This is a genomic window from Ruegeria conchae, assembly GCF_000192475.1.
Lineage (GTDB): Bacteria > Pseudomonadota > Alphaproteobacteria > Rhodobacterales > Rhodobacteraceae > Ruegeria > Ruegeria conchae.
Window position 1 is genome coordinate 283,999 of the sequence record NZ_AEYW01000001.1, and the last position, 15,699, is coordinate 299,697.

Consider the following 15,699-nt stretch of genomic DNA (forward strand, 5'->3'; position numbering starts at 1 on the left):
TGGTATCTCCTTTGAATGGCGTATCCGGCGTAGGTGCCGGTTAGTTCTGATGTTTCTTGTGGTGTCGGATGACTTCCTGAATGATGAAATTCAGGAAAGCCTTGGCGAAATCGGGGTCCAGATCGGCCTCTTTCGCCAGGTCTTCTAACCGTGCGATCTGCGCAGCCTCGCGCGAAGGATCGGACGGGGGAAGGTCGTGTGTGGCCTTGAGCTTGCCCACAGCCTGCGTGTGCTTGAACCGCTCACCCAGCGTGTAGACAAGGATCGCATCCAGCCGGTCGATGCTTTCGCGGTGATCCTTCAACAGCGCGGCAGCCTGTGTCACGGGGTTGTTCATTGGCCGGTCCTCTCGGTGGTCAAATCAATCTGCGGATGGCGCCAGACCTGGGCGTGCTTGCCCAAAAGCTCGGCTCTCTCAATTTCCAGCGTTGCGCCCAGCCGTTCGGCTAAAGCGCGCGAGCGGTCATTGGCATGGGCGATGTAGGAAATCACACCGTTCAGGCCTTGATGCCGGGCGGCGTAGTCGCGTGCAGCGGCTGCGGCCTCAAAGCCCAGACCTTTGCCTTCTGCCTCTGCCATCAGCGTCCAACCCAGCTCGGGCTCGGCCCAGCCGGGGACGTAGATCATGCCGGCCCAGCCGACAAATGCGCTGCTGGCCTTTTCGGTCAGATGCCATAAGCCATAACCACGTAGCGCCCAATGACCCAACCGGTTCGACAGAGAACTCCAGCTTTCCAGCGCGTCCTTGGGACCACCGACCATATGGCTGCGCTCGGTTGCGAAGAATTCGGACATCGCAGGCAGATCGTCCAGATGCGGCGCGCGCAGGATCAGTCGTTCGGTCTCGACGGTGGGGATGGTAAACGTGGTCATGCGTATGCCTCCACGCCGCCATTGACCAGATCACCTGGCGAAGGATGCCGCCAGATTTCCGAAGTACCGTATTTAGCGTGCTCATAATGAAATTCGAACTGTGCACCCATCCGCTTGGCCACGGCCTTGCTGGCGGTATTGTCCAGATCGATCAGAGAGATCGCGGTCGCCCACCCCAGAACATCATAGGCATAGGATCGGGCGGTCAAAGCGGCCTCGGTCGCATATCCTTTGCCGGTGGCGTGGTTCAGCAGGGTCCAGCCGACCTCGGGCTCGGGCCAGCCTTCGGGGAACCACAGTCCGATACGGCCAACATAGGTACCGGTGTCTTTTTCATCGACGCTCCAATAGCCATAGCCGCGCACGGCCCAATGGCCCAGAAGCGAGGCGAACACCCGCCACACTTCATCCCGGCGCAAAGGTCCGCCGACGAACCGCGCGGCGTCGGTGGCAAAGAACGCCGTATCCGCGTCCAGGTCAGCCTCGGACGGTGCGCGCATGATCAGGCGTTCGGTTTCGAGCGTCGGGATCGGCAGAGCGAAATTCATGCCTGCACCTCGCCGTACCGCCAGACATGCTGTGTTGGACCAATGGCGCTTTCGGCAACAGCGTCGCGAGTCGCACCCAGACGCTGCGCCAATGCGTTCGAACGTGTGTTGGACTGCGAAACATAGCTTACGAACCGGCCCGTCCCCAGCAGATCGAAGCCAAAATCGCGAACAGCGCTGCACGCTTCTGTCGCGTAACCTTGCATGCGGAACTTGCTTCCGAACATATAGCCAAGCTCGGGCTCGTGGTCGTCCCATTCGAGGCCCAGAATGACGAAGCCAATGACCTGATCGTCGTCCTTTAGCGAGACCGTGAACAGGCCATGCCCATGCAAAAGCCAGCCCGATGTGTAGTAGGAAAACTCAGTCCAGGCGTCCTGTTCGGTATCGCCAAAGCTCTCCTTGCAGATCGACGTCCATACCGGCAGGTCGTCCAGAGTAGGCGCGCGCAGAACCAGCCGCCGGGTCCGAATGACCGGCAGGGCTGCGCGATACTGCGCTGCTGCCATCGCCGCCTTTCCGGACGGGGGCTGGGTGCAGCGTGCTGACGTCACTTTTTCTTTCCGAACCCGCTCAGACCCGGGGGCAGGCCCATGCCGCCGCCCAGTCCGGGCAGACCGCCGGGCATCTTGCCGCCCATCGCTTTGGCGGCTTGCTCCAGAGCCTTGGGGTCCATGCCGGCGGCCATTTCCTCGGGGCTGGGGCCGCCTTTGCCGAACATGCCTTTCATGGCTTGTTTCAGCATCTTGCCTTTGCCCATTTTGCCCATCTTCTTCATCATGTCCGACATCTGCCGGTGCATCTTGAGCAGTTTGTTGAGGTCGCTGACCTCCATCCCCGAACCGGCGGCGATGCGTTTCTTGCGGCTCGCCTGCAACAGCTGCGGGTTGGCGCGTTCGCGTTTGGTCATGGATTGGATCATGGCGATCTGCTGGCGCAGGATCTTGTCGTCCAGACCCGCCTGATCCATCTGCTTGGCCATCTTGTTCATGCCCGGCATCATGCCCATCATGCCTTGCATGCCGCCCATCTGGATCATCTGTTCAAGCTGCATTTTCAGGTCGTTCATGTTGAACTGACCTTTGACCATGCGCTTCATCATGCGCTCGGTCTGTTCCATCTCCATCGTTTCCTGGGCTTTTTCGACCAGAGCAACGATGTCGCCCATGCCCAGAATACGACCGGCGATCCGGTCCGGCTCGAAGGTTTCGAGCGCGTCCATCTTCTCGCCCAGACCGACAAAGCGAATGGGCTTGCCGGTGACCGCGCGCATAGACAGCGCCGCACCGCCGCGCCCGTCGCCGTCCATCCGGGTCAAGACCACGCCTGAGATGCCGACCTTAGCGTCGAATTCCTCGGCTACCTCGACGGCGACCTGACCGGTCAGGCCGTCAACCACCAGCAGGGTCTCGCGCGGGTCAACCGCGTTGCGGACCTGCTCGACCTCGTCCATCAGGACTTCGTCGATATGCAGACGGCCCGCGGTGTCGAGCATATAGACGTCGTAGCCGCCCAGCGTCGCCTGTTGCTTGGCGCGCTTGGCGATATCAACCGGCGTCTGACCGGGTACGATCGGCAGCGTATCTACACCAACCTGCGTGCCCAGAACCGCAAGCTGATCCATCGCCGCTGGGCGATAGACGTCGAGCGAGGCCATCAGGACCTTCTTGCCCTCTTTCTCTTTCAGGCGTTTCGCCAGCTTACCGGTGGTGGTTGTCTTACCGGAACCCTGCAGGCCGACCATCAGGATCGGGGCAGGCGGGTTGTCGATCTTCAGCGCGCCGGGGTCTTCTTCGCCACGCAGTGTATCTACCAACGCGTCGTGCACGATCTTGACGACCTGCTGGCCGGGCGTGATCGATTTAGTGACAGCTTGACCGGTCGCCTGTTCCTGCACTTTCTTGACGAACTCGCGCGCCACCGGCAGCGAGACGTCGGCCTCAAGCAGGGCAACGCGGACTTCGCGCAGGGCGGTTTTCACGTCTTCTTCAGACAGGGCACCCTGTTTGGTCAGCCGGTCAAAGACGCCAGAGAGGCGTTCGGATAGATTTTCAAACATGCCTTCGGCCTCCTTAGCCGGTTATCTGGTGGCGTGCCCTAGATAGGACGCGTCGGTTAAATGCACAAACGCCCCCACGGGCGAAACTCGCTGGTGGGGGGCGATCCCTGAACGACTCAAGGGACCGGAAGATCAAACGCTTCCGGATGTTGGCGGCGATTTAGGCCGATTGGCTGGCAGAGTCAACCTTGTGTGCCGGAAGCCAGTCATTGACCGCATCCACCAACCGATGCGCACCGCGCCCGCTGGAATAGGCCTCAACAATGGGATGGCGTCCGGCGCTCATGCCTTCATCCAGTATCAGGACAGGGCGATAAAGGGTCGATGTGCCATTGTCGCTACGTGAGGTCGTGCTTTCGGTTTCCGCGTGCGAAAGGTTTGAAAGAACGTGTTCCACTTGTTCGTACCCAAAGACCGACTGCCTGCGAATAGTGATGCTGTTCTTATCGCGGTCCAGAATGACCTGCACGCGCCGGACAAAGGCGCAAAATGCACCAAAGCCCATGCCTCCACCGAATAGTGCGAAGAAAATGCCGAAGAAGATACCCTCGCCGCCTTCACTGGCCATGAAGACGCCCGCGCCGACAAAGGCCAGAATGAAGAGAACCAGCGTGATGCCGATGAACCATGGGGTATTGGACAGGATCAACTGGTTCGGAGTGTTGCGAGTGACTTTCATGGCGGCACGCTAGCACCGAATACCGTGCCTGTCGTGGCTTGAATTTACCTGTCGGTTGAGCGATGAGCGCGTCATACGAGGAGGTTTCCATGGACGCATCATCCGCATTTCAGGATACATTACCGCTCAGCTCGGATGCGCTTTTGGCGCAGCTGGATGAATGGGGGCTGTCCTATCGGTTGCACACTCATATCCCGCTGCGCACTGTTGAAGATGCCAAAGGGGTCGAAGGCCAGTTCATGGTGCCGGGCGAAAACACGCTGCGGCTTAAGAACCTGTATCTGCGCGACAAGAAAAAGCGGAACTATCTGGTGACGCTGGAACAAAGCCGCGAGATCGACCTTAAGGCGCTGGGCGCGGAGTTGGGGATTGGTAACCTGTCCTTCGGCTCGGCGGATCGGTTGTTTCAGAATCTGGGCATTCGCCCCGGCGCGGTCAGCCCGCTGGCGATGATAAACGGGGTTGAGAACAACGTTAAATTCTTCATGGACGAAGCCGCACAACAGGCCGATGTCATCAACATGCATCCTTTGGTCAACGACCGAACCGTTGTTTTGGTGCGTGAAGACCTGATGGCGTTCTTTGATAAGATCGGGTGCGAGGTGACCTGGCTGCCGTGATCACCCTTCAAGCGCTTCGTTCAATGCGGCAGCGACATGGGCGGCAGAGGGGTTGATGAACAGGTGACCATCCGCCTCGAACACCGGATCGTCCAGATGATCGGGGAAGGCCAGGGGCAACTCGGTACAGGCCAGCAAGATCGCCGTTCCGGGTGCGGCGTGTTTGTTGCAGAAGGCCAGCAGGCGCGCATGTGCGGTGTCGGATGCGCCGCCGTAGAAATCACTGTCGATCATCGCCTGCATCTCGGCGATCTCGGGCTCGGGCAGGCGTGTGTTTGCCGTGATACCCTCGGCGGCCAACCGGTCGGCATAGTTTGTGGCCTGCATGGTGACTGCGGTTCCAAGGACCAAAGCATTGGTGGCGCCGGTCGAGGTGGTCGCGTCGGCGGTTGCGTCAAAAATGCTGAGAATAGGCATGGAGACGCCTTCGCGGATCGCGTGAAGCCGCGCGTGTGGCGTATTGGAGGCGATGATGCCGAAATCGCAGCCTGCGTGTTCCAAAGTCAGCAGCGCTTCGCGGAACACTGCGTCGAAAGCGGCCCAGCTGTCTTCGTCACCGGCCACGCCGCGCAAGGCGCGGGTTTTGGCTTGGGTGACGGATTCGATGGTCATGGGTGGGATGGGCAGCGGCGATCCGTGGCCGCGTTCAGCAAAATACCGACCCGCGCCTTCAGCGATCGCCCGGTAGTAGTCGACAGTTGAGGCCCAGCCAACACCGCCCAATATTCCAATCTTCTTCATGTGAAACGCCCAGTCTGCCGATTTGCCTTGGCGCAGACTGGACGGTTCAAGGGGGTCAGGTCAATCAGGCCGCCAGTTCAGTGACAGCTTTCTGCGCATTGGACAGGGTTGTTTCGGGGTCCAGTGCCATGCGATCAGCGGCGATGACCTCCACATCATGGATGCCGATGAAGCCCAGAACATGGCGCGCATAGGTGGTGGCAAAGTCAATCTCGGACCCGACAGCGGTACCACCCGAGGCTACGGCGAGGATGGCGCGTTTGCCATCCAGCAGGCCTTTCGGACCTTCCTCGGAATAGGCGAATGTCAGACCCGCGCGGGCGACCAGATCAATCCAGGCTTTGAAGGCTGCCGGGACCGAGAAGTTGTAGATCGGCAGGCCGATGACGATGGTATCCGCCTTTTGCAGTTCCGACACCAGCTCGTCCGACAAGGACAGAACGTCCTGCTGGACAACGTCGCGCTGATCGGCGGGGGTGAAATTGGCAGCGATCCAGTCTTCGGTGATAAGGGGCAGGGGAGAGGCGAGATCGCGGCGGATAATACGCCCGGCGTTCAGGTGGCGAACCACGCGTTCGGACAGATCGCGGGTGGCTGAACCGGTGCGGCGGGCTGAGGCGTCGATGTGCAGGATGGTTTGGGTCATTTCGGAGGTCCTAAACTGTGGAATTAGCTTTTGCCGCCCCAATATGGCTGTTGCGAATGTGAACAAAACTCGGATATATCAACAAGCATTGTTAGAATTTGCACAGTGGAACAGATGCAATGGACAATTGGGATGAAGTAAGAACCGCCTATCAGGTGGCGCGCATGGGAACGGTCAGCGGCGCGGCGGATGTATTGGGCGTACACCACGCCACCGTGATCCGCCATATCGACGCGATCGAGGCACGGCTGGGCGTCAAATTGTTTCAGCGTCATGCGCGCGGCTATACCCCGACCGAAGCAGGTAAGGATCTGTTGCGTGTAGCGCAGGCGACCGAAGATCAGTTCAACCAGTTGGTTGGCCGCATGAAGGGGCGCGGAGATGATGTCGCGGGCGAACTGGTGGTGACCTCGCTGGCCTCGCTTGCGCCTTTGATCGTGCCGACCTTGAGCGAATTTCAGCAAACCCATCCGGGTCTGATTGTGCGCTATCTGACCGGCGACCGCCTGTTTCGACTGGAATATGGCGAAGCGCATGTGGCTATTCGCGCAGGGGCCGCGCCGGATCAGCCGGACAATGTGGTGCAGCCTTTCATTGCGCAAGAAGTCGGGCTGTTCGCGAGCAAAGGCTATATCGCACGCCACGGTAAACCTTCGAGCGTCGAGGATTTCGCCAATCACCACTTCGTCGGCAATGATGACGAAAACAGCCGCGCGCCGTTTTCCCGCTGGCTGCGTGCCAATGCACCGGAACCGGCAATCACCTTCCGCTGCACCAACAATTTCTGCATGCGCGAGGCGGTTCTGGCCGGGGCTGGCATCGGCTTTATGGCCCGTTGGGAGGCCGCGCGCGATCCCGATCTGGTTGAGGTTATGGAGCCTCTACCCGAGTGGTCCGGCAAGCTGTGGCTGGTGACCCATGTGGATCTGCACCGGACGACCAAGGTGCAGGCGTTTCTGTCATTCCTGAAAGATCAATCCAAAGGCTGGCTGCCGTGACACCACAAGCACACGGCCATCTGGCCATGCTGACATTCTCGGCCTTAGTGGCGGGCAGCTTCTCGCTTGGCTCAATGGTGGCAAACGAGATCGCACCGTCGGCGATCACTGCAGCGCGCTTTGCCATTGCGGCAGTGGTGATCGGCATCGCCGCCCTTGCCACAACAGGCATATCGCGCAGCGCTGCCCAAGCGCCCTGGCGCTATCTGGTACTGGGCGGGTTGTTTGGGTCGTATTTCGTCTTGATGTTCTACGGCCTCAAAACCGCGCCACCCGTCAGTGCGGCTGCGGTATTTACCTTGACGCCGGTCATTTCGGCTCTGGCTGGCTGGGTGCTGCTGCGTCAGATCACTACCGCGCGCATGGCGCTGGCCCTGACCGTTGGCGCGGTCGGCGCGCTTTGGGTAATCTTCCGGGCTGATTGGCAGGCCTTTCAAACCTTCGAAATCGGAGGCGGAGAGATCATCTATTTCTGGGGATGCGCTGCCCACGCCGTCTATACCCCGATGGTGCGTCGCCTGAACCGGGGAGAGCCTGCGGTAGTGTTTACCTTCGGAACACTGGTGGCCGGGTGCCTTATCCTGACGCTGTGGGGCTGGTCCGATATCCGCGCGACCGATTGGGCGAACCTACCCAGGATTGTCTGGGTAACGCTGCTCTACATTTCGCTATTCGCGACGGCGGCCAGCTTTGTACTTGTTCAGTTTGCGGCGCTGTGTCTGCCTGCAGCCAAGGTCATGGCTTATACGTATCTGATTCCCAGCTGGGTCATCTTGTGGGAGATCGGGCTCGGGCGTCCTGCACCAACGGCCTTGGTATTGGTTGGGGCGGCTTTGACAGCCATTGCGTTGCTGATGCTGCTGAAAGGAGAAGACACTTCTTCCAAACCTGTTCTGACACTGGATTGAATCTTGCCTTCTGAATCGGGTCTGGCAAGTTGGCCGGTACTAAGAGCTATTTGAGTGCGGAGTTTCGCTATGAAATCAACCCTCCTTGTTCCTGTGCTGTTTGCCTTGTCCGCTTGTGCAACCGGAGGAGTGAACGACGCCGCGCAGGCTGACCTGCAGGCAAGCTGCGAGGCTCTGGTAGGTGCTGAAACCGGGACCGGGCCAAGTGGTGTCAAAGCAATCTCGACGCAATCCGGACCGACTGGCTCGGTCACCAGTGTTTTCGTGGCAGGGGCAGAGGCGCCATGGCTTTGCCGGGCCGATGCGACCGGCGTCGTGACCGGGGTCGAATACAGCCGAGAAGGTTAGGCTAACAGCTCCCAGCGCCTTTGAGGTAGGTCAAAGTGGTTATATGCGAATTTCTCTATGCTTTTTGGCGAGGAGGAAAATGCAATGTTCAAACATATTATGGTCCCAGTCGACCTGCACCTGCCACCCGAGGTCAAGAAGGCGACTGAAGTTGCTGCACAATTGGCCAATTGGCAAGGTGCCAAAGTGACCGTCGTAAGTGTCACGGGCACCCAGCTCGGGGATGTTAATCTGTCGAAAGACGCAATTGAGCAAAAGCTGAAGGACTGCGCTGGCGAGATTGCAGAACAAAGCGGCGCTCCGGTTGCCACACGCAACATACACTCGGTCGATGTCGCTGCCGAAGTCGATGGCGATCTGACCCGCGCGGCAGAAGATATTGGTGCTGATCTGATTGTGGTCGGGACTCACGCCCCAAGGATCACAGACTATATCTTTTCCAGTCATGCCGGTTATCTGGCCAAACACGCCAGCATGTCAGTTTTTGTGGTGCGTTGAAACTCAGGCCTCGTCCGAGGGCAGTTCGACCTCGAGGAACCGCTCGAACGCATCCAGATTGACCGGTTCGAACTGTCCGAAACCCTGCATCCAGACCGACGCCGCACGCAGGGCGTCAGGCTCTAGCTTGCACCACTTAACCCGCCCTCGTTTTTCCTGAGAAATCAGCCCGGCCTTGGTCAGGATCACCAAGTGTTTCGAGATCGCAGCCAATGACATGTCGAACGGCTCAGCCACGTCGGTCACGGCCATATCGTCCTCCAGCAACATCGCAAGGATGGTGCGGCGGGTGGGGTCGCCGAGGGCCGCAAAAACAGTGTCGAGGTCATTGGACATGGCTCATTCCTAAAGCGCAAGAACCGGTTTGACAATTTTCGCTGCAACGACAAGGTGCCAGCAAACAAAAAAGGTTTGGGTATGGCACTGAAATACTGGTTGGTGATTTGCATACTTGGCATCGGCTGGGGCATGTCATTCATGTTCAATGCCATTCTGCTGCGCGAGCTTGGGCCACTGTCGGTATCGATGGGGCGTGTGGGTTTTGGTGCGTTGGGGTGCTGGGTCTATGTGTTGGGCGCCCGTTTGCAAGTCAATCTGACCTTCGGTCGCGCAGCCGGGTTGCTGGGATTTGGCGTGCTCAGCTATGCTGCTCCGTTTGCCTTTTATGCCTTGGGTCAGCAGCATATAGGTGCTGGCGTCGCAGGGATCGTGAATGCCACGACGCCCGCCTTTGCGGTTGTTGTATCACATTTCTGGCCCAGAGGAGAGCGGGCGACGCTATTGAAATCCCTGGGCGTGGTCTGTGGTTTTGCGGGTATCGTAGTATTGTCGTTGCCGGTGCTAAACTCAGGCGCAAAATCCGAGTTCTGGGCAATTCTTCTCACCTTGTGCGCCCCTGTCTGCTATGCCTTTTCGGTCAACATCGCGCGCGCCTTCCGGGAAATGCCGCCGGTTGTTCTGGTCGCGCTGGCCCTGACGGGCGCGACACTGGCAATAGCTCCGCTAGCCTTGTGGCGCGAAGGCGTGCCCCATATCACCCGGATCGAAACCTGGGCTTCGCTGGCCATGATCGGCTTTGTACTAACCTCCGCAGCCTTTATCGCATTCTACTGGCTTCTTCCCAAAGTGGGACCAACGAATATATCGACGGTCACCCTGATCGCTCCGGTCTCTGCGCTGGTGCTGGGAACATGGGTGCTGAATGAGACGCTTCGGCCCGAGCACCTGTTGGGCATGGGGGCAATTCTTGTCGGGCTTTTGCTTATCGACGGGCGGATCGTCAGGCGCAGGCAGCGGGATGCAGTTGGAAAAGATCAACCGAAAGGTTGAATATGCAGAATTCGCCCAATTCGCCCGTTTGGCCTATTCTAACGAATGGGATGATTTGGGTGAAGTTAGATTAATATTATATAAATCAATTGGTTACCGATGTTCTGGGCGGGCGGTTAACAGCGTTGACTCTGCGCCCTCAGACCCTTAGCACCCTACCCAAGACTGTGCGAGGGAAACGCCCGTGACCGATGATGACCAAAAGCAGCGTATGGCGCAGCTGGAGGCCAAGATCGACGCGGCAAAAAAGGCCAAAGCGCCTAGGCCTCGCGCAGATGCTGACGTGTCCGGGGGTGAGCTTGCCTGGAGGATGGTCATCGAAATGGTATCCGGTCTGGGGATCGGATTTGGCATCGGATACGGGCTGGATAGCCTGCTCGGGACGATCCCGATCTTTCTGGTGCTATTTACATTGCTGGGCCTTGTCGCGGGCGTGAAGGTTATGCTCCGAAGCGCGAAAGAGGTTCAAGAGAAACAAACGGCTGCAAATGCGGCCGAGAAGGACGAGAGGGACTGAACGTGGCGACCGAGACCACCGCAGCAGAAGGCAGCAGCCTGGTATTCCACCCGATGGACCAGTTCATCGTCAAGCCGTTGTTCGGCGACGGTGCGGTTGGCATGTTCACGGTCACCAATGTGACTCTGTGGCTGTTCTTTGCCGTATTGGCCGTGGTGGCTCTGTTGGTTCTGCCAACGTCCAAGCGCGCGATCGTCCCAAGCCGCATGCAGTCGATTGCAGAACTGGCCTATGGCTTCATCTACAAGATGCTTGAAGACATTTGCGGCAAGGAAGGCGTCAAGTTCTTCCCCTATGTCATGACCTTGTTCATGTTCATCGTAACCGCGAACTTCTTGGGCCTGATCCCGACCTCGTTCACCACCACATCGCATTTTGCAGTCACCATCCCGCTGGCTTTGGCCGTGTTCCTGACCGTGACCATTCTGGGTTTCGTCAAGAACGGTGCAGGCTTCCTGGGTCTGTTCTGGGTCTCCAGCGCGCCTTTGGCGCTGCGCCCGATCCTGGCGATCATCGAGCTGATTTCGTACTTTGTACGCCCTGTCAGCCACTCTATTCGTCTTGCTGGTAACGTCATGGCTGGCCACGCGGTTATCAAGGTTTTCGCGGGCTTCGCTGCGATTGCCGTGATCTCGCCCGTGTCGGTGCTGGCGATCACCGCAATGTATGGTCTTGAGGTCCTGGTGGCCTTCATTCAGGCCTACGTATTCACCATTCTGACCTGTGTTTATCTGAAAGATGCACTGCATCCGTCGCACTAAGGTCCGAACACCCAACATCGAAACTTCCAATTCGTAAGGAGACACATCATGGAAGGCGATCTCGCACACATCGGCGCAGGCCTGGCAGCAATCGGTTCCGGCGCAGCCGCAATCGGGGTGGGCAACGTTGCAGGCAACTTCCTGGCCGGCGCCCTGCGCAACCCTTCGGCGGCTGCATCGCAGACCGCAACCCTGTTCATCGGTATCGCGTTCGCAGAAGCCCTGGGGATCTTCGCATTCCTGGTCTCGCTGCTGCTGATGTTCGCCGTATAATCTGCGGAACCTGATCCTTACGCGCAGATGGGCCCAAGCCATAGCGGCCCATCTGTTGTAAAGACTACGTTCCGACGGAGGATATCATGGCGACAGAACCTATTGCTGAAGAAGTAGCCGGCTCGTGCGTCGACTCCTATGGCTCTGCCATCGGGATGCCGCAGCTCTGCTTCGATTGGTTCCCCAACCAGATTTTCTGGCTGGTCATTACGCTGGTCGTCATCTTTCTGGTCCTGTCCCGCGTGGCGCTGCCGCGCATCGCGGCAATCCTGGCGGAACGTCAGGGGACCATTACAAATGACCTGGCTGCGGCCGAAGATCTGAAGGCCAAGGCGGTCGAGGCCGAAGAGGCCTATAACAAGGCGCTGGCCGATGCCCGTTCTGAGGCACAGCGTATCGCAGCGGAAGCGCGCGCGGAAATCCAGTCTGGTCTGGATGATGCGATTGCCAAGGCAGACGCGGAAATCGCTGCAAAGGCGGCTGAATCGGAAAAGGCGATTGCCGAAATCCGTGCCGGTGCGCTGGAAAGCATTCAAGTGGTTGCCAAGGATACAGCGGCTGAACTGGTCACCGCACTGGGCGGCGAGGCGGATGCCAAAGCCATCAACGGTGCAGTAGACGCACAGACGAAAGGATAAGTGACATGCGGAACACTCTTGCCCTTATCCTGACCGTCGGTGCCGCCAGCCCCGCGCTGGCCGCAAGCGGACCGTTCTTTTCGCTTGGTAACACCGACTTTGTGGTCCTGCTGGGCTTCATCGTTTTCATCGCGGTCCTGTTCTACTTCAAGGTCCCCGGCATGATCGGTGGTGCATTGGACAAACGTGCCGAAGGCATCCAGTCCGAACTGGACGAAGCACGTGCCCTGCATGAAGAAGCGCGTAGCCTGCTAGCCTCGTATGAGCGCAAGCAACGCGAGGTGCAGACACAGGCCGACGCCATCGTCGAAGCGGCGAAGCAGGACGCGGCATTGGCCGCTGAGCAAGCCAAGGTCGATTTGGAGAAATCCATTGCACGCCGTCTAGCGGCTGCACAGGATCAGATCGCATCGGCTGAGGCCTCAGCAGTCAAGGAAGTTCGCGATCAGGCCGTCACCGTTGCGGTTTCCGCAGCGAAAGCCGTTCTAGCCAAGCAAATGACCGCCACGCAGGCGAACAAGCTGATCGACGCATCCATCGCGGATGTCGCTGAAAAGCTCCACTGATCGCCCGGATCATATGAATTGAAAAACCCGAGGGCCGCGTAGCGCTCGGGTTTTTTTTGTTTTGTTGCTAGGGACTGCGCTTTGATCTGCGCCAGGTCACGACAAAAACAATTAGAGCGATCACGGTAATCAGGATCTCAACCTTGAAAGTCCAATGGTTGAGAAAAGACAATATCCAATGAAGGTGCGTCGCTAGCACAATGACCAACGGATGCGTTGCGTCGGAGAACGGCCAGAACCACGCAACCTCCCCGGTGATTGAATCCAGCAGCATATGAACCAACCCACCGGCGCCAAAGAAGGTCAGGATGGTGCCGGTTCTTGAGGCCCAGATACGTATCATAATCCCGGCAAGTAGAATCCCTGCCCAGATGACCGGGCGGTGGGTCAGGTAAGAGTGGTGATGATGCCCCCGGTCATCGACAAGATAGAACCAGAGCATATCGATATCGGGGGCAACGGCTCCCAACATCGCCGCCGTAAAGGCAAGTTTCCCGAGATTCGGTGCGGCGGTTCGAAAGACCAGATAGGCGCCCGGCAGGTGTCCTATGAACATCAGTTCTCGCCGGTTTCGTGCTTCAACCGCTGCTGCGCGATCTCTTCGTTGCGCAGGGCCTTCTGCTGATCGGCCATGCAGCTTTTGACAAAGTTCAGGTGATCTTCGACCGCCCGCCGCGCGCCTTTTGGGTCGCGGTCCTGCAGGGCCGCGTTGATGGCACGGTGCTGGTCCAGAATAGCGTCACGGGTGGTGCGCTGCTGAAACATGATCCGGCGGTTGTAGAACACGCCCTGCCGCAGCAGATCGAACATCGACCGCATCATATGCAGCATCACAACATTGTGGCTGGCCTCGATGATGGCCATGTGGAATTGGGCGTCCAGATGTGCCTCTTCCTCGGCAGCGTTACGCGCGTGGGCGGTTTCCATCTTGTCCAGTATGGTCTGCACCACTTTCAGATCGCTGTCCGATCCCATCCGCGCGGCGCGCTCGGCGGCCAGCCCCTCCATATCGCGCCGGAACGAGATATAGTCGAACACCGCCTCGTCGTGATTGCCGAACAACCGGATCAAAGCGGGCGAGAAGGCCGAGCCCAGAACCTCGGCCACATAGATGCCTGACCCGGCCTTGGCGGTCAGCAATCCCTGATCCTGCAGATCAGCGATCGCCTCGCGCAGCGAGGGGCGCGACACGCCCATCCGCTCGGCCAGTTCCCTTTCCGAGGGTAGGCGTTCGCCGGGGCGCAGGATGCCGCGCAAGATCAACAACTCAATCTGGCGCACCACGGCCAGAGATAGTTTTTCGGTCTGAACTTTTTGAAAAGGCATCCGGCTAACATCTGAAATTGGTCAACTCACTTGACCACGATTGCGAGGCGCGTTCAAGCCGCTCACAGAGGTTGAAACATTAGGTCAGTATTATTGACATAAGAGGTGCATTGCCTAGTCTGCGACCTAAGGGCGGAGGAGGCCCGCAACGATGGATCAGCTATACGCCACCCGCGCATCCCGAATGAAAGCATCCGAAATCCGCGAATTGCTGAAGCTTCTGGGCGAGCCCGGTATCATTTCGTTCGCAGGTGGTATCCCTGACCCGAACCTGTTCCCGGCTGAGGCCTTTGCCGAGGCGTTCCAGAACGCGCTAGGCCCGGATCAACAGGCTCAGGCCTTGCAATACTCTGTCAGCGAGGGCTATGCGCCCTTGCGCCATTGGCTGGTTGGCTACATGCGCGGGATAGGTGTGGAGTGCGACATCGACAACATCCTGATCACCTCCGGTTCTCAGCAGGCGCTGGATTATCTGGGTAAGCTGTTTCTATCGCCGGGCGATACCGCGCTGGTCGGCTGGCCCACCTATCTGGGCGCGCTGAATGCCTTTGACGCTTATGAGCCGCGCTTCGATCAGCTCAGTGTCAACGGCAATCGTGGCGCGGCTGAGTACCGAGAAGCGGCGGATGGCAGTCCGATCAAGTTCGCTTATCTCTCCGCTGATTTCGCCAACCCGACGGGTGAGACCGTCGACCTGCGGGGCAGGGAAGCGCTGTTGGATCTGGCCGAGGAATTGGACTGTGCTGTGATCGAGGATGGGGCCTATCAGGCGCTGCGCTATGATGGCGACCCGATCCCCCCAATCATGGCGCTGGAACAGGCCCGCAAGGGATCAATCGAAAACTGCCGCACGATCTATTGTGGTAGTTTCTCGAAAACCCTGTCACCCGGTCTGCGTGTTGGCTGGGTGGTAGGTGCGAAACCTGTAATCTCGCAAATGGTGCTGCTCAAGCAGGCCGCAGACCTGCATTCCTCGACTATCAACCAGATGGCTGTGTATCAGGTGGCGCGGGATTGTTTCGAAAACCACGTTCCGATGTTGCGCCGCACCTATGCCGCCCGCCGCGATGCGATGTTGGAGGCGTTGGCCCAGCATATGCCCGATGGTGTGGAATGGACCCGACCCGAAGGCGGTATGTTCATTTGGGTCACGTTGCCCAAAGGGGTGAACGGGGCCGATCTGCTGGCCCGGGCGCTTGAAACCGTCAAGTTGGCCTTTGTCCCGGGTCAGGCGTTCTTCCCTGATGACACCGGGGCCAACACGATCCGGCTGAGCTTTTCCAATTCCGATGAGGATACGATCCGCGAAGGTATTCGCCGATTGGGAGAGGTGCTGCGCGCCTGATCTGAGAAAGGATTCATTAACCATAT

At 58.7% G+C, this 15,699-nt stretch carries 23 protein-coding genes; 12 read left to right on the forward strand and 11 right to left on the reverse strand.

All coding sequences use genetic code 11. The annotated features are described in order from the left end of the window. Window positions 1-40: 40 nt before the first annotated feature. The 6 genes from G7G_RS0101505 to G7G_RS0101530 form a co-directional block, all read right to left on the reverse strand. Window positions 41-337, reverse strand: a complete 297-nt coding sequence (locus G7G_RS0101505; RefSeq protein WP_010437591.1) for a chorismate mutase — start codon at window positions 335-337, stop codon at window positions 41-43. Next, a complete protein-coding gene (locus tag G7G_RS0101510) occupies window positions 334-873 on the reverse strand; it encodes a GNAT family N-acetyltransferase (RefSeq protein WP_010437592.1) in 540 nt (179 codons plus the stop codon). Before G7G_RS0101510 ends, G7G_RS0101505 begins: the two co-directional genes overlap by 4 nt. Then, window positions 870-1,421 (reverse strand): GNAT family N-acetyltransferase, encoded by a 552-nt coding sequence (locus G7G_RS0101515; protein ID WP_010437593.1) that lies wholly within the window; start codon window positions 1,419-1,421, stop codon window positions 870-872. Before G7G_RS0101515 ends, G7G_RS0101510 begins: the two co-directional genes overlap by 4 nt. Then, a complete protein-coding gene (locus G7G_RS0101520; RefSeq protein ID WP_010437594.1) occupies window positions 1,418-1,930 on the reverse strand; it encodes a GNAT family N-acetyltransferase in 513 nt (170 codons plus the stop codon). The genes G7G_RS0101515 and G7G_RS0101520 overlap by 4 nt, the downstream gene beginning before the upstream one ends. A 41-nt stretch (window positions 1,931-1,971) precedes the next feature. After that, window positions 1,972-3,480, reverse strand: a complete 1,509-nt coding sequence (ffh, locus tag G7G_RS0101525) for a signal recognition particle protein (protein ID WP_010437596.1) — start codon at window positions 3,478-3,480, stop codon at window positions 1,972-1,974. Between the two features lie 160 nt (window positions 3,481-3,640). Further along, window positions 3,641-4,159, reverse strand: coding sequence for a hypothetical protein (locus tag G7G_RS0101530; protein WP_010437597.1), 519 nt, complete (start codon window positions 4,157-4,159; stop codon window positions 3,641-3,643). Window positions 4,160-4,248: 89 nt separating this feature from the next. Between G7G_RS0101530 and G7G_RS0101535 the strand changes: the two genes are divergently transcribed. Then, window positions 4,249-4,779 carry a prolyl-tRNA synthetase associated domain-containing protein gene (locus G7G_RS0101535; protein WP_010437600.1) on the forward strand — a complete coding sequence of 177 codons (531 nt, stop codon included), beginning with the start codon at window positions 4,249-4,251 and terminating at the stop codon, window positions 4,777-4,779. Here G7G_RS0101535 and G7G_RS0101540 read toward each other — a convergent pair whose 3' ends face one another. Beyond that, window positions 4,780-5,520 carry an aspartate/glutamate racemase family protein gene (locus G7G_RS0101540; RefSeq protein WP_010437602.1) on the reverse strand — a complete coding sequence of 247 codons (741 nt, stop codon included), beginning with the start codon at window positions 5,518-5,520 and terminating at the stop codon, window positions 4,780-4,782. Window positions 5,521-5,584: 64 nt separating this feature from the next. Continuing rightward, the gene (locus tag G7G_RS0101545) at window positions 5,585-6,166 is read right to left on the reverse strand and encodes an FMN-dependent NADH-azoreductase (protein WP_010437604.1); all 582 of its coding nucleotides are present in this window, start codon (window positions 6,164-6,166) and stop codon (window positions 5,585-5,587) included. Between the two features lie 119 nt (window positions 6,167-6,285). Between G7G_RS0101545 and G7G_RS0101550 the strand changes: the two genes are divergently transcribed. From G7G_RS0101550 to G7G_RS0101565, 4 genes are all read left to right on the forward strand, one after another. After that, window positions 6,286-7,164 (forward strand): LysR family transcriptional regulator, encoded by an 879-nt coding sequence (locus G7G_RS0101550; protein WP_010437605.1) that lies wholly within the window; start codon window positions 6,286-6,288, stop codon window positions 7,162-7,164. Next, window positions 7,161-8,072, forward strand: coding sequence for a DMT family transporter (locus G7G_RS0101555; protein WP_010437606.1), 912 nt, complete (start codon window positions 7,161-7,163; stop codon window positions 8,070-8,072). The genes G7G_RS0101550 and G7G_RS0101555 overlap by 4 nt, the downstream gene beginning before the upstream one ends. Window positions 8,073-8,141: 69 nt before the next feature. Further along, window positions 8,142-8,420, forward strand: coding sequence for a hypothetical protein (locus tag G7G_RS0101560; RefSeq protein ID WP_010437608.1), 279 nt, complete (start codon window positions 8,142-8,144; stop codon window positions 8,418-8,420). An 84-nt stretch (window positions 8,421-8,504) separates the two neighbouring features. Then, window positions 8,505-8,918, forward strand: a complete 414-nt coding sequence (locus G7G_RS0101565; RefSeq protein WP_029621604.1) for a universal stress protein — start codon at window positions 8,505-8,507, stop codon at window positions 8,916-8,918. A gap of 3 nt (window positions 8,919-8,921) precedes the next feature. Here the strand turns inward: G7G_RS0101565 and G7G_RS0101570 are convergent, their stop codons facing one another. After that, window positions 8,922-9,254 carry an ArsR/SmtB family transcription factor gene (locus G7G_RS0101570; RefSeq protein ID WP_010437612.1) on the reverse strand — a complete coding sequence of 111 codons (333 nt, stop codon included), beginning with the start codon at window positions 9,252-9,254 and terminating at the stop codon, window positions 8,922-8,924. A gap of 81 nt (window positions 9,255-9,335) precedes the next feature. On the opposite strand from G7G_RS0101570, the gene G7G_RS0101575 reads away from it, so the two are divergent. From G7G_RS0101575 to G7G_RS0101600, 6 genes are all read left to right on the forward strand, one after another. Beyond that, window positions 9,336-10,247 carry a DMT family transporter gene (locus G7G_RS0101575; protein ID WP_029621605.1) on the forward strand — a complete coding sequence of 304 codons (912 nt, stop codon included), beginning with the start codon at window positions 9,336-9,338 and terminating at the stop codon, window positions 10,245-10,247. A gap of 184 nt (window positions 10,248-10,431) precedes the next feature. After that, complete coding sequence (locus G7G_RS0101580) at window positions 10,432-10,764, forward strand: AtpZ/AtpI family protein (RefSeq protein WP_010437616.1); 333 nt, start codon at window positions 10,432-10,434, stop codon at window positions 10,762-10,764. Window positions 10,765-10,766: 2 nt separating this feature from the next. After that, window positions 10,767-11,525 (forward strand): F0F1 ATP synthase subunit A, encoded by a 759-nt coding sequence (locus G7G_RS0101585; protein ID WP_010437618.1) that lies wholly within the window; start codon window positions 10,767-10,769, stop codon window positions 11,523-11,525. A gap of 48 nt (window positions 11,526-11,573) precedes the next feature. Next, window positions 11,574-11,798 carry a F0F1 ATP synthase subunit C gene (locus tag G7G_RS0101590; RefSeq protein WP_005981269.1) on the forward strand — a complete coding sequence of 75 codons (225 nt, stop codon included), beginning with the start codon at window positions 11,574-11,576 and terminating at the stop codon, window positions 11,796-11,798. A gap of 86 nt (window positions 11,799-11,884) precedes the next feature. Next, window positions 11,885-12,436, forward strand: coding sequence for a F0F1 ATP synthase subunit B' (locus G7G_RS0101595; protein WP_010437627.1), 552 nt, complete (start codon window positions 11,885-11,887; stop codon window positions 12,434-12,436). Window positions 12,437-12,441: 5 nt separating this feature from the next. Continuing rightward, the gene (locus G7G_RS0101600; RefSeq protein ID WP_010437629.1) at window positions 12,442-13,002 is read left to right on the forward strand and encodes a F0F1 ATP synthase subunit B; all 561 of its coding nucleotides are present in this window, start codon (window positions 12,442-12,444) and stop codon (window positions 13,000-13,002) included. A gap of 67 nt (window positions 13,003-13,069) precedes the next feature. Here G7G_RS0101600 and G7G_RS0101605 read toward each other — a convergent pair whose 3' ends face one another. Both G7G_RS0101605 and G7G_RS0101610 read right to left on the reverse strand, forming a co-directional pair. Further along, entirely contained in the window at window positions 13,070-13,558 is a 489-nt protein-coding gene (locus G7G_RS0101605; RefSeq protein ID WP_010437631.1) for a metal-dependent hydrolase, read from the reverse strand. Beyond that, entirely contained in the window at window positions 13,558-14,328 is a 771-nt protein-coding gene (locus tag G7G_RS0101610) for a FadR/GntR family transcriptional regulator (protein ID WP_010437633.1), read from the reverse strand. Before G7G_RS0101610 ends, G7G_RS0101605 begins: the two co-directional genes overlap by 1 nt. A gap of 151 nt (window positions 14,329-14,479) precedes the next feature. Here G7G_RS0101610 and G7G_RS0101615 point away from each other — a divergent pair, with 151 nt between their 5' ends. After that, the gene (locus tag G7G_RS0101615; protein ID WP_010437635.1) at window positions 14,480-15,673 is read left to right on the forward strand and encodes an aminotransferase-like domain-containing protein; all 1,194 of its coding nucleotides are present in this window, start codon (window positions 14,480-14,482) and stop codon (window positions 15,671-15,673) included. Window positions 15,674-15,699 lie beyond the last annotated feature (26 nt).